We start from the raw sequence: 13,928 nt of genomic DNA, 5'->3' as shown, positions 1-13,928 counted from the left end.
CGCACCGTCAAGGCGCTGGCGGGTCACCCTCGCCACCGAACCACAAAAAAGCCCGGCCGAAGCCGGGCTTTTCACTATCCATCAACCACCAGAAACTCAGTCGCCCTGCTGCTTCTGCAGGTGCTCCCAACGTTCCTGGGCGTCGATCGTGCGCTCAGCGGTGAGACGCGCTTCCAGACGATCCAGACCGATCTCTTCGCCGGTGTCCACGCAGTAGCCGTAGTCACCGTCTTCCAGACGCTTCAGCGTGCTGTTGATCTTGCCGATCAGCTTGCGGTAACGATCGCGGGTACGCAGTTCCAGCGAGTTCTCGGTCTCGCGGGTGGCGCGCTCGGCTTCATCGCCGATGTCACGCACTTCTTCCTGCAGGTTGGCGATGGTCTGCTTGGATTCTTCCACCAGATCATTGCGCCAGTGCTGCAGGCGCTGGCGGAAATACTCCAGCTGCAACGGGCTCATGTATTCCTCTTCCGCACTCGGCTTGTAGCCGTCGGGCAGGATCGGACGACCGGTGGCTTCGTCAGTCTTGTACTCCACCACCTTCACCTTGGTGCGCGGTGCCGGGGCGGACGAGCGCGCTGCCACGGCAACGGCGACCTTGCCGACCGGACGCGACACGGGCTTGGGGGCGGACTCGGACTTGGCGGGGGTTTTTGCAGGCGATTTCGAAACGGGCACGGGATTCTTGTTTTGCGGGGCCTTGGAGGCGGGGGCGGCTGCTGCCGGCGCCGGCGCGGACGCCGGAGGGGTAACAGGTTTGGCCGCGCTCTTGGCCGGGACAGACTTGGCCGGCGCCGGCGATGCCGGCTTCGGTGCGGACTTCACTACGGGTGCTGCAACCGGCTTGGCGGCCGGCTTGGTTGCCACGGGCTTGCTGGCGGTTTTGCTGGCCTTCACCGGCTTGGCCGGCGGCTGTTTGGCCGCCACCTTCTTCACCGGTGCAGGCGTGGAGGCCGGCTTGACAGCTGCCGGCTTCACGGATTTTTTCGCGGCGGTCTTGGCCGGTGCGGCTTTCTTCACCGGCGCCTTGGCGATCGGCTTGACTGCCGCGGCCTTCTTGGCCACGACCTTCTTGGCCGGCGCGGCCTTCTTCACCGGCGCCTTGCTCACCACCGGCTTCTTGGCGACGGTTTTCTTCACCGCCTTGGCCGGGGTCTTGGCGACAGGTTTCTTTACGGGTGCCGTCCTGGCCGCCGGTTGTTTGGATGCGGACTTGCCAGCCGGCTTGGCAGCCGGTTTCTTGGCAACGGACTTGGCCGCCAACTTCTTAACAACAGGCTTGGCGGTTTTCTTGGCGGCCTTGACGGCCTTCTTTGCAGTTTTTTTAGCAGCCACGAAACGCTCTTCCTTGGATTCCCCGGGGCCCGGGAAAGCGGGCCTTTATAGCCTACCCGACCAGCAGCAGCAACCACACCGCCTACTCCGTTCAGCCCCGGAGTCGCAAGGCGTGCGGCCGTTCCGCCCGGTGGGCGGACCGACCTGCGCCGATCGGTACCTGGCCCGGCCAACGGCCGGGGCGGCCCGCCACGCGCGTGGGCGCGGAGGGGACCAACGCCCCATCCTGCGACAAATGCGCCCTTCATGCCAACTGCCTTAAGATTGGCAGGTGATCTCACGCCTGCTCATTGCCCTGCTGCGCTTCTACAAGCGCTTCATCAGCCCGCTGTTGGGGCCGCGCTGCCGCTTCATGCCCAGCTGTTCTGAATACGCCATGCAAGCCATCGCCACGCATGGGCCCGCGCGCGGCAGCTGGCTCGCCGCGCGCCGCCTGGGCCGCTGCCATCCCTTCCATCCCGGTGGCATCGACGAGGTGCCCCCGCGCGCCGCGCACGACGCCGCCTTCCGCTGCACAGGAAAACACTGAAATGTCCTCCACGCTCATCGTCAACGCCCGCCTGGTCAACGAAGGCACCATCCACCAGGGCGACCTGCGCATCGAAAACGGCCGCATCGCGCAGATCGGTGCCGGCCTGGAGGCCCGCCCGGGTGAGACCGTGGTCGATGCCGCCGGCCGCTGGCTGCTGCCGGGCATGATCGACGACCAGGTCCACTTCCGCGAACCGGGCCTGACCCACAAGGGCGACATCGCCACCGAGTCGGCCGCGGCCGTGGCCGGCGGGCTGACCAGCTTCATGGACATGCCCAACACCAACCCGCCCACGCTCAACGCCGAGATCCTGCAGGCCAAATACGACGCAGCGGCCGGTCGCGCGCGCGCCAACTACGGCTTCTACATGGGCGCCAGCAACGACAACCTGGCCCACATCCAGTCGCTGGACCCCAAGACCGCGCCGGGCATCAAGGTGTTCATGGGCGCTTCGACCGGCAACATGCTGGTGGACAACCCGGAAACCCTCGACGCGATCTTCCGCGACGCGCCGACGCCGATCATCACGCATTGCGAAGACACCCCGATGATCGATGCCAAGGCCAAGGAGTACGCCGAGAAGTACGGCGATGCGCTCAGCGCCGAGCAGCACCCGGACATCCGCTCGCGCGAGGCCTGCCTGAAGTCCTCCGAGCTGGCCGTGTCGCTGGCCAAAAAGCACGGCACCCGCCTGCACGTGCTGCACATCTCCACCGCCGACGAGCTCAAGCTGTTCGAACGCGGCCCGCTGATCCGCGCCGATGGCAGCCGCAAGCAGATCACCGCCGAGACCTGCATCCATTTCCTGCGCTTTGACCGCAGCGATTACGCGCGGCTGGGCAACCTGATCAAGTGCAACCCGGCGATCAAGGAGGCCAGCGACCGCGAAGCGCTGACCCGCGCCGTGGCCGAGGACGTGATCGACGTGCTGGCCACCGACCATGCCCCGCACACCTGGGAAGAAAAGCAGAAGCCCTACCCGCAGGCGCCGTCGGGCCTGCCGCTGGTGCAGTACGCACTGGTGGCCGCGCTGGAGCTGGTGCACGAAGGCAAGCTGGAGATCACCCAGGTGGTGCAGAAGTTCGCCCATGCGCCGGCGCAGCTGTTCGACGTGAGCCAGCGCGGCTACCTGCGCGAAGGCTATTTCGCCGACCTGGTGCTGGTGGAGGACGTACCGTTCACGGTGAAGCGTGAGGACGTGCTGTCCAAGTGCGGCTGGTCGCCGTTCGAAGGCATGACCTTCCGCTCGCGCATCGCCTCGACCTGGGTCAATGGCGAGCTGGCGTGGGACGGCGAGAAGCTGGTGGGCGCGCCGAACGGCCAGCGCATGAGCTTCGACCGCTGATGCGGGCATCGATGCTGGGCCTGGCCCTGCTGGCGGTGGGTGGCGCGGGCGTGGCCGCCCTGCTGCCTGCGCCGGCGCAGGCACAGGCCGACACGCGCGTGGTGTTTCCGGCCAGCGCTTCGCAGGGCGCCATGGTCATCGGCAAGGTGCCGGCGGGCAGCGTGGTGCAGTACGCCGGCCGCACGTTGCGGGTGAGCGGCTATGGCAGCGTGGTGTTCGGCATCGGCCGCGATGAGAAGGGACCGCTGCAGCTCCAGGTGCAGCGCCCCGACGGCGGCAGTGACACGGTGAGCATCGCGGTGACCGCGCGCGACTGGCCGACCGAACGCGTCAACGGCGTGCCGCTCAAGACGGTCAACCCACCCCCGGCGATTGCCGAGCGGATCAAGCGCGAGCAGGCCCAGGTGACGGCGGCGCGTGCGCGCGACGACGACCGTGCCGACTTCGCCAAGCCCTTCATCTGGCCGGTGCAGGGGCGCATCAGCGGCCGCTTCGGCAACGCCCGGGTGTACAACGGCCAGCCCGGCGCAGGCCATTCGGGCATGGACATCGCCGTGCCCACCGGCACGCCGGTCAAGGCCCCCGCCGCCGGCGTGGTGACCTTCGCCGGCCCGGACCTGTACCTCACCGGCGGCACCTTGCTGCTGGACCACGGCTTCGGCATCAGCTCGAACTTCCTGCACCTGTCGCGCATCGACGTGAAGGTGGGCGATCGCGTCGAGCAGGGCCAGGTGATTGCCGCGGTCGGGGCCACCGGCCGTGCCACCGGCCCGCACCTGCACTGGGGCATGAACTGGTTCGACACCCGGATCGACCCGCTGCTGGTGCTCGACCGCAGCAAATAACCGGTAGGCATCGACCGTTGGTCGATGCATTTCTCCGACCCCGGTGGCATGGCCCATCGGTCCATGCACGCTCGGCAGCCGGTAGTGCCGGCCGCTGGCCGGCTCCCCAGCATCCATGCATCGCGCGAAGAGCAGCCGGGCAGAGCCCGGCGCTACGGCTGCTGCGATCCGCCGTGCCGACCAACGGTCGGCACCTACCCGGCGATATCGGCGCGACAGCGATTGCCCGTAACCGGTAGGCATCGACCGTTGGCCGATGCATTTCGCGGACCCCGGTGGCATGGCGCGTTGGTCGATGCACGCCCGCGACCGGTAGTGCCGGCCGCTGGCCGGCTCCCCGCCATCCATGCGTCGCGCGAAGAGCAGCCGGGCAGAGCCCGGCGCTACGGGTGATGCGATCCGCCGTGCCGACCAACGGTCGGCACCTACCCGGCGATATCGGCGCGACAGCGATTGCCCGTAACCGGTAGGCATCGACCGTTGGTCGATGCATTTCACGGAACCCGGTGGCATGGCCCGTCGGTCCATGCACGCTCGGCAACCGGTAGTGCCGGCCGCTGGCCGGCTCCCCGCCATCCAAGCATCGCGCGAAGAGCAGCCGGGCAGAGCCCGGCGCTACGGGTGCTGCGATCCGCCGTGCCGACCAACGGTCGGCACCTACCCCGGCGTGATCGGTCCGCCCCGCACGCCGCAACGATTCGATCGCCGGTGGGGTCGGTTCCCGGTCATCAACCGGCGTTGCGCCCGATCAGCCCCGGCCGGCCCACCACGTGCGCAGCAGCGTGCGCATGGGCGTGACCTTCAGTTCGCGGCCTTGGGCACTGGCCTGCAGCCGCGTGCGCGCCAGCGAGGCGTACATGCGCCGTGCGCGCGGGCCCGGCACGCGGGCGGGCCACCGCGCCAGCAGCTGCTGTGCCCAGCGCTGCGCGGCATCGCCTTCGCCGGCGGCCAGCAGCGAACGCGGCACGGCCGCCACACCGGCGGCATTCAGCCGCTGGGCCAGCGTCTGCACCAGCACCGGGGTGGCCACATCACCGCGCGCGGGCGTATCGAACATCAGCGCTTCCACTGCGGCCACCGCGGCCGCATAAGGGTGCAGCGCCTTGAATGCCTGCGCCGGGTCCGGTGCGGCGGCGCGGGCTTCGATCAGGTCCGGCAGCGCATCGGCCAGCGCGGTCCACGGCGCACGCACCGGCTCCAGCAGGCGGCCCAGCGGGTGGCGCGAGCGCTGCCCCGCCCAGCTGCGCAGCTCCTCGCCCCACCACGCCAGCTTGGCGTCGGCCGGCATCGGGTCGCCACTGGTATTGAGAATGTCGTCGAACTCCTGCAGCAGCGTGAACCACGCCACCACCAGGGTGCGCTGCGCCTCGGGCACGAACGGTTCGGCCACCGACCATTCCGGCCAGCGGGTACGCCACTTGTCCAGGAAGCTGTCGAGGGCGCTGGAAGTTGTCACGGGGGAAATCCTTGCAAAGGGGCGGTGCCCACCAACGGTGGGTACCTACCGGGGGTGCGCAGCGGCTCAACGCCGGTGCGTGCCTGGGTTGTGGTGTGTACCCACCAACGGTGGGCACCTACCGGATCACGTGTGTACCCACCAACGGTGGGTACCTACCGGATCGCTACGGGTCAGCCGCGGGCGGGCGGCCAGGCGTCGGCGCGTTGCAGCTGCGCGGGGTGCTCGATCATGCGTTCGGCGCCCCAGGCCAGCGGGTCGTCGGCGTCCAGCCGGTAGCCCCAGAGGGCAGCGACCGAGGCCATGCCCGCCCCGTTGGCGGCCACGATGTCGCGCTCGTCATCGCCCACGTAGATGCAGGTGCCCGGCGCGATGTTCATGCGCTCGGCCGCGGCCAGCAGCGGCAGCGGGTGCGGCTTGCGCTGGGCCAGGCTGTCGCCACCGATCAGCACTTTGCAGCGTGCGTCCCAGCCCAGCTGCGGCAGGATCAGCCGCGCCAGGTACTCGGGCTTGTTGGTCACGATCCCCCAGGCGCAGCCCGCAGCATCCAGTGCATCGAGCATGCCGGCCACGCCGTCGAACAGCACCGCGTGCTGGCCGATCAGCGCTTCATAACGCTGCAGGAACTCGGGTACCAGCGCGTCGCGCTCGACCTGGCCAAGCTCGGGAAACGCCACCGACACCATCGCGCGCGACCCCTTTGACACCACCGGACGCAAGGCGTCCAGGCGGATCGGGGCGCGGTCGCGCGCGGCCAGCATCGCGTTGGCGGTGGCCAGCATGTCCGGCGCGCTGTCCAGCAGCGTGCCGTCCAGGTCGAACAGCACCGCGTGCGGAAAACCGGACTCAGACACCGGCGGCATCGTCCGGCTTGACCGCGTGGGCCAGGTAGTTGATGTCGGTGCGGGTGCTCAGCCGCGCGCGGTTGCGCCACGGCTCGTAGGCCATGCCGCTGACATCGCGCAGGCTCAGGTCGGCCTCGCGCAGCCACTTGCCCAGCTCGGCCGGCTTGATGAAGTCCTGGTAGTGATGGGTGCCCTTGGGCAGCAGCCGCGCCACGTACTCGGCACCGACGATGGCCACCGCGAAGGCGGCCGGAGTGCGGTTGACCGTGGACAGGAACAGCTGGCCGCCCGGCTTGAGCAGGCGGTGGCAGGCGGCGATGATCGCGCCCGGGTCCGGCACGTGCTCCAGCATTTCCATGCAGGTGACCACGTCGAAGCTGCCCGGCTGTTCGGCGGCCAGGTCCTCGGCAGCCTGCACGCGGTAGTCCACCGTCACGCCCGACTCGAGGCTGTGCAGGCGCGCCACCTTGACCAGTTCCGGGGCCAGGTCGATCGCGGTGACATCGGCGCCCTCCTTGGCCAGTGCTTCGCTGAGCAGGCCGCCACCGCAGCCGATATCGAGCACGCGGGCGCCGCGCAGGGTGACGCGCTGGGCGACGTACTGCAGGCGCACCGGATTCAGCGCATGCAGCGGCTTCTGCGGGCCGTCGACGTCCCACCAGCGGTTGGCGAGGGCGGCGAACTTGTCCAGTTCGGCCTGGTCGAAATTGGTGGAAGCGTGGGGGGTGTTCATGGGGATCCTTGGTGCATCAAGCACGGATGTGTCGGATGCGCTCGCGCCACTGGCGCGCGTTGGCGACGATCGCCGCGGTGTCCATGCCGACCAGTTCGCGCTGCACCAGCTTGGGCTGGCCGGCAATCCAGACATCACTGACCTGGTGGCGGCCGGCGGCGTAGACAAGCTGCGAGAGCACGTGGTGCAGTGGCTGGGTTTCAAGCGCGGACAGGTCCACGCAGACCAGATCGGCCTGCTTGCCGACCTCGATCGAGCCGATGCGGTCGCCGAAGCCCAGCGCGCGCGCGCCGCCGAGGGTGGCCGCGCGCAGCGTGGTGGCCGCGTCCAGCGCGGTGGCATCGTTGGCCACGGCCTTGGCCAGGATCGCCGCGGTGCGGTTTTCGCTGAACATGTCCAGGTCGTTGTTGCTCGCGCAGCCGTCGGTGCCGATGGCCAGGTTCACGCCGGCACGCTGCAGCGCGCACGCCGGGCAGAAACCGGAGGCCAGCTTGAGGTTGGATTCGGGGCAATGCACCACGCTCACGCCGCGCTCGGCGCACAGGTGAATTTCCGCTTCGGTCAGCTGGGTCATGTGCACCGCGATCAGGCGGTCGTTGACCAGGCCCAGGCGGTCCAGCCGCGCCAGCGGGCGCTGGCCGTGCAGCTTGATCGAATCGGTGATTTCCTGCGCGGTTTCATGCGTGTGCAGGTGCACCTGCATGTCCAGCTGGTCGGACAGCATGCGCACGCGTTCGAAATTGGCGTCGTTGACGGTGTACGGCGCGTGCGGCGCGAACGAGGTGCCGATCAGCGGGTCGTTGCGCCACTGGTCGTGCAGCTCGCCGGCCTTGGCGAAGTATTCGTCGTCGGTCTTGGCCCAGGCGGTCGGGAAATCGATGATCACCGCGCCCACCAGCGCACGGAAGCCGTGCTGCTTGTAGACGGCAGCCTGGACGTCGGAGAAGAAGTAGTTTTCGTTGGCGCAGGTGGTGCCGCCGCGCAGCATCTCGGCGATGGCCAGGGTGGTGCCGTCGGCCACGAATTCCGGGCCGATCACCGCCGCTTCCACCGGCCAGATGTGCTGCTGCAGCCAGACCATCAGCGGCAGGTCGTCGGCGACGCCCCGCAGCAGGGTCATCGGGTTGTGGGTGTGCGCGTTGACCAGGCCCGGCATCAGGGCCGCGTCGGGGCGGGATACGGTCTGCTTGGGCGCAAAGCGGGCGCGGGCTTCGGCGCGCGGCAGGATCGCGATGATCTCGCTGCCGCGTACGGCCACGGCATGGTCTTCCAGCACCACCGCATGCGGTTCGATCGGGACCACGTAGCCGGCTTCGATCAGCAGGTCACAGGATTCGGGAATGCGTGCGGTGTCGGTCATGCGGGCTCACTTGTCTGGGCGGACGACCCGAGGGTGTGGGCGACCGGGACGCTCTGAACGGGACGCTCTGGAACGGGACGCTCTGGAACGGGACGCTCTTGACGTAGAGCCGACCGTTGGTCGGCTGYGCGTGGTATCGGCAGCCGACCAACGGTCGGCTCTACGGGATGCTGCAGCCGACCAACGGTCGGCTCTACGGGATGCCGCAGCCGACCAACGGTCGGCTCTACCGTAATCCGACCTTTGGTCGGATTACTTGCCTGCGCGTGCGGAGTATTCGCCCGAGCGGGTGTCGACCTTGATGATTTCATCCTGGTTGACGAACAGCGGCACGCGGACCACGGCGCCGGTTTCCAGGGTGGCCGGCTTGCCGCCGCCGCCGGAGGTGTCGCCACGGACGCCCGGGTCGGTTTCGGTGATCTTCAGCTCGACGAAGTTCGGCGGCTGGACGAAGATCGGCTCGCCGTTCCACAGGGTGACGATGCAGGACTCTTCGCCCTTCAGCCACTTCTCGGCGCCGCCCATGCCGGACTTGACGGCCTGGACCTGCTCGAAGGATTCCGGGTCCATGAAGTGCCAGTACTCGCCGTCGCTGTACATGAAGTCCATGTTGGTGTCGACGACGTCGGCCTTTTCCACGTCATCGGTGGCCTTCATGGTCATTTCGACCACGCGACCGGACTTGATGAAGCGGTACTTCATGCGGGTGAAGGCCTGGCCCTTGCCCGGCTTGACGTATTCGGTCTCGGTGATGACCGCCGGTTCATTGTTGACCAGGATTTTCATCCCGTTCTTGACATCGTTCATGCCCACAGTGGCCATGCTGAAACTCCTGAATGGGCAAACGCCGCGCAGGCGCGGCGAGCCGGATAGAATGGAAAACCCACCGGCACCGGTGGGGTGACTCGTTTTTCTGACCGACATGATAACCGCAGGCCCCCATTCCATGCAGCTTTCCGCCACGCCCCTGCCCACCCCCGTGCGCTGGCAACAGCTGTGGCGCCAGGCGGTACGCGACCCGCGGGTGCTGCTGCAGCAGTTGGGCCTGGACCCGGATGCCCTGCCCGTCTCGGCCGACGCGGCCCGCCAGTTCGCGGTGCGCGTGCCGCAGGGCTTCATCGCCCGCATGCGCCACGGCGACCGCCACGACCCGTTGCTGCGCCAGGTGCTGCCGATCACTGATGAAATGCAGGTGGTGCCCGGTTTCAGCCTGGATGCGGTTGGCGATGGCCTGGCCAAGAAGGCCACCGGGGTGATCCAGAAATACCGCGGCCGTGCCCTGCTGGTGACCACCGGCAGCTGCGCGATCAACTGCCGCTACTGCTTCCGCCGGCACTTCGACTACGGCACCGAGAACGCGGCCAAGGAAGGCTGGCGCGAGGCGGTGGACGCCATCGCCCAGGACCCGGACATCGACGAGGTGATCCTGTCCGGCGGCGACCCGCTGTCCCTGGCCACCCACAAGCTGGTCGAGCTGACCGATGCGCTCCGCCAGATCCCGCATCTGCGCCGCCTGCGCATCCACAGCCGCCTGCCCGTGGTGCTGCCCGAGCGCGTGGACGAGGACCTGGTGCAGTGGATGGCCAGCCTGCCCTGGCCGCTGGCGTTCGTGATCCATGCCAACCATGCCAACGAATTCGATGCCACCGTGGATGCGGCGATGGCCCGCCTGCGCGGTGCCGGCGCCACCCTGCTCAACCAGGCGGTGCTGCTGCGGGGCGTCAACGACTCGCTGCAGGCCCTGCAGGACCTGAGCGAGCGCAGCTTCGCCGCCGGCGTGCTGCCTTATTACCTGTATCAGGTGGACCGGGTGGAAGGCGTGGCCCACTTCGAGGTCAGCGACGAGACGGCCAAGGCACTGCACGCGCAGCTGACGACGCGGCTGTCGGGCTACCTGGTGCCCAAGCTGGTCCGCGAGATTTCCGGCGACGGCAGCAAGCGCCCGGTGTGAGGCCAGCGACCACCAACGGTGGTCGCCTACCGGCGGGGATGCGTTGCGACCACCAACGGTGGCCGCCTACCGGCGGGGATGCGTTGCGACCACCAACGGTGGCCGCCTACCGGCGGGGATGCGCTGCGACCACCAACGGTGGCCGCCTACCGGCGGGGATGCGCTGCGACCACCAACGGTGGTCGCCTACCGGCGTCGGCGATAGCGCGTAGAGCCGGGCTCTGCCCGGCTGAACCGCCAACGTACATTCCAGCCACGTAGAGACGGGCTCTGCCCGGCTGAACCGCCAACGTACATTCCAGCCACGTAGAGCCGGGCTCTGCCCGGCTGAACCGCCAGCGCGCATGCCAGCCGGGCAGAGCCCGGCTCTACGAGACCCTCCGCACACCAGCCGGGCAGAGCCCGGCTCTACGTGGTTTCAGCCGGGCAGAGCCCGGCGCTACGGGGCTTGCGCCCTACACCCCGGATTCGATCAATTCCACCACGTCGGTGGCGCTGACCGGGTGGCTCAGCCAGTAGCCCTGGCCCAGGTCGCAGCCGCGCTGGCAGAGCAGGTCGAACTGCACTTCCTGTTCGATACCTTCGGCCACCACGGTGATCCCCAGCGCATGGGCCATGGCGATGATCGCCGTGGTCAGGGCCAGGTCGTCCGGGTCGCGCTGCATGTCGGCCACGAAGCTCTTGTCGATCTTGACCCCGTCCACCGGCACCTGGCGCAGGTGGCTCAGGCCGGAGAAGCCGGTGCCGAAGTCATCCAGCCACACCTTCACCCCGGTCCGGTGCAGCTTGTCCAGCAGGGCCGCGGCCAGCATTTCGTCGCCGATCACCGCCGTTTCGGTCAGCTCCAGGTGCAGGCGCGAGGCCGGCAGGCCCGTGTCGCGCAGGCAGTCGGCCACCAGGTTGGGCAGCTCGCCGCCACGCAACTGGCGCGGCGATACGTTGACCGAGACAAACAGGCCGTCCCCGTCCACGCCGTGCGGCCACTGCACCGCCTCCATGCAGGCCGCGCGCAGCACCTTCGGGCCGATCACCTCGATCAGGCCGCTCTGCTCGGCCACTTCGATGAACACCGACGGCGGGATCGTGCCCAGCGTGGGGTGTTGCCAGCGCAGCAGCACTTCCACCCCGACCATGCGCCGGTCGCGGGTGCGGAAGATCGGCTGGTAGACCAGCCGCAGTTCGCCGCGCTCCCAGGCGCCGCGCAACTCCTGCTCCATGTGCACGCGGCGCTCCACCGCGTGGTCCATGGCCCGGCTGTAATAGCGGTAGCAGTTCTTGCCGGCCACCTTGGCCTGGTACATCGCGATGTCGCCGTTCTTCAACAGCGTGGTCGCGTCGGCCGCATCGTCGGGGAAAAGGGTCACGCCGATGGAGGTGCCCAGGAACAGTTCCCGGCCCTGCACGAACAACGGCTTGCCCAGTTCACGCACCAGGACCTCGGCGAGCTGGCGGGCATGGGCGGCCACATCGCCGTCACCGAGCAGGATCACGAATTCATCGCCGCCAAAGCGGGCCAGCAGGGCCTCGTCGCCGCCGGCCTGCGCCACCGCGGTGCTGATACGCTGGGCGAACTGCAGCAGCGCTTCATCCCCGGCTTCATGGCCCAGGGTGTCGTTGACGCGCTTGAAGTCATCCATGTCGGCAAACAGCAGCGCCAGCCGGTGGTTGGAGGCCCGCGCGGCCATCAGCCGGTGATCCAGCGCCTCACGGAAGGCCAGGCGGTTGGTTAGCCCGGTCAGTGCATCGGTATAGGCCATGTGCCGCACTTCGCGGTCGTGGCGGGCGATCGATTCACTCATCCGGCCAAACGCACGCACCAGTTCGCCCACCTCGTCCTTGCGCGGGCTTTCATGCAGCGTCAGCTGGTAGTCGCCCGCCTCGATCTGGCGCGCGGCCCCGGCCAGCCAGCGGATCGGAGCCACCAGGGTGCGCTGCACATAGATGATCATGCCCACGCCGATGCCGATCAGCAGCCCCAGCATCAGCAACAGCCAGCCGAGGTGGCGCTTGCCCACCTGCTGCAGGCGCTCGCCCAGGGTCTGGTTGGCGCGCTGCTCCATCGCCTGCACGTCATCCAGCGCCATGCCCACCCGGACCCCGCCGATGCGCTGGTTGCCGATCATGATCGGCATCGCGTTGTCGAGCACCTTGGGCGACTGCTGTACCACCAGCGTCCGCGCGGCGACGGCACCGGAGGCCAGCGGGTCGCTCATCGGCCGGCCGAAGTCGATCACCTCGGCCGAGCCGTCGTGGATCAGCTTGCCGTCCTCGTCGAACACCAGCACATAGCGCACCACCTGCTGCCGCGAGGTGTTGCGCACCAGCGCGCCGACCTGCTCCAGGTCGTTGTAGTACAGCGGGTTGGCCAACGCGTCGGACAGCTCGCGCGCCAGCGCTTCACCGCGGCTGCGCACGCTGCGGTCGAACAGGTCATGGATGACGTTGCCACTGAGGTGCTGGACCTCATCCTGCATCGTCGCCTGGCGCCCAAGCACCACCGCGACGATGGCGATCACCACCAGCATCGCACCACTCATCGCGAGCACGAACCGTGCCTGCATTCCGGAACCCAACAGCCTCATTCCACTTCCATCCGCACGCGAGCCAAGCCTTGTTTCAATTCATCCAACCGGTGCTGCATCTGCGCATCCACCCGGTGGAACCCGGAGGTACCAAAAAACGTGTGCAGCGCATCCTGCGCCTTGGGATCCGATGCCGCCTCCAGCAGCACCTCCTGCAACCGGTCGCGCACCCGCTCATCCAGACCGGCGCGCACCATCTCCACCGCGCGCGGATACGGCTCGGTACGATGGATGACACGGAAATCACGCAGGAAAGTGGCCGGAATGCGATGTCCGTCGGTCCAGTCCACGCTGCTGACCGCCCCGGCGTCCACCACGCCCTTGTGGACCAGGGTGGCGATATTGCCCTCCGTGCGTGCAAACACATAGCCCACCGTATCGGGGGCGGCCGCATCGCGCGCGGACAGCAGGATCTCCGGGGTCAGGCCCTGCTGCAACAGGGTCATCACCGGCACCAGGTAGGCACTGGTGGAGGCCACGTTCTGCAACGCCAGGGTGCGCCCCTTGAGGTCGGCCAGCGTCGCAATGGTGCTGTCCCGGCGTACGAAGAACACGGTGTGGTAGTCACGTACGCCGCTGCGCTCGGTCAGCAGCAGGGGCTGGGCGCCACTGCGCAGGCCCAGCGCCACCGCCGTACCGGAGGTTTCAGTGACCCAGTCCACCCGGCCACGGCGCAGGTAGCTGGCCATCTGCTGGGCGTCGGGTGCCATCAGGATGCGGCCTTCGGTGATGCCGACGTCGCGCATGCGCGGAACCACGTAATCGAGCAGGGGTTGCAGCTGCGCATAGTGTGACTTGGGGTTGTCGCTGATCCGGCCCAGCACCAGCACGTTGTCCGGTGCCGCTGACGCAGGTCCGGCCATCAGCACGATAGCCAGACACAGCAGACCTCCCTGCAGCAGCCATCGCAGACCCGGCACTCCCATCACTCCCCCCAAGGAATC

At 68.3% G+C, this 13,928-nt stretch carries 12 protein-coding genes; 4 read left to right on the top strand and 8 right to left on the bottom strand.

Going from position 1 to position 13,928, the window contains the following annotated elements; translation table 11 throughout:
- Positions 1-96: 96 nt before the first annotated feature.
- Positions 97-1,335: an RNA polymerase-binding protein DksA gene (gene dksA, locus AC1DCJ_RS11435; protein ID WP_478070991.1), complete on the bottom strand. Its 1,239-nt coding sequence runs from the start codon at positions 1,333-1,335 to the stop codon at positions 97-99.
- Positions 1,336-1,606: 271 nt separating this feature from the next.
- Between dksA and yidD the strand changes: the two genes are divergently transcribed.
- Genes yidD through AC1DCJ_RS11420 form a run of 3 tightly spaced genes read left to right on the top strand, consistent with a single transcriptional unit; the run spans position 1,607 to position 4,057 of the window.
- On the top strand, positions 1,607-1,864 hold the full coding sequence (gene yidD, locus AC1DCJ_RS11430) for a membrane protein insertion efficiency factor YidD (protein ID WP_478070990.1): 258 nt from the start codon (positions 1,607-1,609) through the stop codon (positions 1,862-1,864).
- Position 1,865: 1 nt separating this feature from the next.
- Positions 1,866-3,212 carry a dihydroorotase gene (locus AC1DCJ_RS11425; RefSeq protein WP_137189955.1) on the top strand — a complete coding sequence of 449 codons (1,347 nt, stop codon included), beginning with the start codon at positions 1,866-1,868 and terminating at the stop codon, positions 3,210-3,212.
- The gene (locus AC1DCJ_RS11420; RefSeq protein WP_478070989.1) at positions 3,212-4,057 is read left to right on the top strand and encodes a M23 family metallopeptidase; all 846 of its coding nucleotides are present in this window, start codon (positions 3,212-3,214) and stop codon (positions 4,055-4,057) included. The genes AC1DCJ_RS11425 and AC1DCJ_RS11420 overlap by 1 nt, the downstream gene beginning before the upstream one ends.
- Before the next feature lie 748 nt (positions 4,058-4,805).
- On the opposite strand, the gene AC1DCJ_RS11415 is transcribed toward AC1DCJ_RS11420, so the two are convergent.
- The 5 genes from AC1DCJ_RS11415 to efp form a co-directional block, all read right to left on the bottom strand.
- A complete protein-coding gene (locus tag AC1DCJ_RS11415) occupies positions 4,806-5,513 on the bottom strand; it encodes a squalene/phytoene synthase family protein (RefSeq protein WP_478070988.1) in 708 nt (235 codons plus the stop codon).
- Positions 5,514-5,686: 173 nt separating this feature from the next.
- Positions 5,687-6,376, bottom strand: a complete 690-nt coding sequence (locus AC1DCJ_RS11410; protein WP_478070987.1) for a phosphoglycolate phosphatase — start codon at positions 6,374-6,376, stop codon at positions 5,687-5,689.
- Positions 6,360-7,091: a bifunctional 2-polyprenyl-6-hydroxyphenol methylase/3-demethylubiquinol 3-O-methyltransferase UbiG gene (gene ubiG / locus AC1DCJ_RS11405; RefSeq protein ID WP_141059268.1), complete on the bottom strand. Its 732-nt coding sequence runs from the start codon at positions 7,089-7,091 to the stop codon at positions 6,360-6,362. The genes AC1DCJ_RS11410 and ubiG overlap by 17 nt, the downstream gene beginning before the upstream one ends.
- A gap of 16 nt (positions 7,092-7,107) precedes the next feature.
- Positions 7,108-8,451 carry a TRZ/ATZ family hydrolase gene (locus tag AC1DCJ_RS11400; RefSeq protein WP_478070986.1) on the bottom strand — a complete coding sequence of 448 codons (1,344 nt, stop codon included), beginning with the start codon at positions 8,449-8,451 and terminating at the stop codon, positions 7,108-7,110.
- Between the two features lie 252 nt (positions 8,452-8,703).
- Positions 8,704-9,273, bottom strand: coding sequence for an elongation factor P (efp, locus tag AC1DCJ_RS11395; RefSeq protein WP_038687396.1), 570 nt, complete (start codon positions 9,271-9,273; stop codon positions 8,704-8,706).
- Positions 9,274-9,373: 100 nt separating this feature from the next.
- Between efp and epmB the strand changes: the two genes are divergently transcribed.
- Positions 9,374-10,402, top strand: coding sequence for an EF-P beta-lysylation protein EpmB (gene epmB, locus AC1DCJ_RS11390; RefSeq protein WP_137189961.1), 1,029 nt, complete (start codon positions 9,374-9,376; stop codon positions 10,400-10,402).
- Positions 10,403-10,857: 455 nt separating this feature from the next.
- On the opposite strand, the gene AC1DCJ_RS11385 is transcribed toward epmB, so the two are convergent.
- Positions 10,858-12,984, bottom strand: coding sequence for a putative bifunctional diguanylate cyclase/phosphodiesterase (locus tag AC1DCJ_RS11385; protein ID WP_137189962.1), 2,127 nt, complete (start codon positions 12,982-12,984; stop codon positions 10,858-10,860).
- Positions 12,981-13,910: a phosphate/phosphite/phosphonate ABC transporter substrate-binding protein gene (locus AC1DCJ_RS11380; protein ID WP_181406270.1), complete on the bottom strand. Its 930-nt coding sequence runs from the start codon at positions 13,908-13,910 to the stop codon at positions 12,981-12,983. Before AC1DCJ_RS11380 ends, AC1DCJ_RS11385 begins: the two co-directional genes overlap by 4 nt.
- Positions 13,911-13,928: the final 18 nt, after the last annotated feature.

This window comes from Stenotrophomonas sp. 10N36 (assembly GCF_056395005.1).
The sequence above is the reverse complement of the archived record's forward strand: the minus strand, read 5'-3'. Positions and strand labels throughout refer to the sequence as shown.

What these genes read in the sequence shown, in the direction of transcription:
- AC1DCJ_RS11425 (WP_137189955.1), top strand. Translation starts at nt 1,866, where the DNA reads ATGTCCTCCACGCTCATCGTCAACGCCCGCCTGGTCAACGAAGGCACC.
- AC1DCJ_RS11420 (WP_478070989.1), top strand. Translation starts at nt 3,212, where the DNA reads ATGCGGGCATCGATGCTGGGCCTGGCCCTGCTGGCGGTGGGTGGCGCG.
- AC1DCJ_RS11410 (WP_478070987.1), bottom strand. Translation starts at nt 6,376, where the DNA reads ATGCCGCCGGTGTCTGAGTCCGGTTTTCCGCACGCGGTGCTGTTCGAC.
- ubiG (WP_141059268.1), bottom strand. Translation starts at nt 7,091, where the DNA reads ATGAACACCCCCCACGCTTCCACCAATTTCGACCAGGCCGAACTGGAC.
- AC1DCJ_RS11400 (WP_478070986.1), bottom strand. Translation starts at nt 8,451, where the DNA reads ATGACCGACACCGCACGCATTCCCGAATCCTGTGACCTGCTGATCGAA.
- efp (WP_038687396.1), bottom strand. Translation starts at nt 9,273, where the DNA reads ATGGCCACTGTGGGCATGAACGATGTCAAGAACGGGATGAAAATCCTG.
- epmB (WP_137189961.1), top strand. Translation starts at nt 9,374, where the DNA reads ATGATAACCGCAGGCCCCCATTCCATGCAGCTTTCCGCCACGCCCCTG.
- AC1DCJ_RS11385 (WP_137189962.1), bottom strand. Translation starts at nt 12,984, where the DNA reads ATGAGGCTGTTGGGTTCCGGAATGCAGGCACGGTTCGTGCTCGCGATG.
- AC1DCJ_RS11380 (WP_181406270.1), bottom strand. Translation starts at nt 13,910, where the DNA reads ATGGGAGTGCCGGGTCTGCGATGGCTGCTGCAGGGAGGTCTGCTGTGT.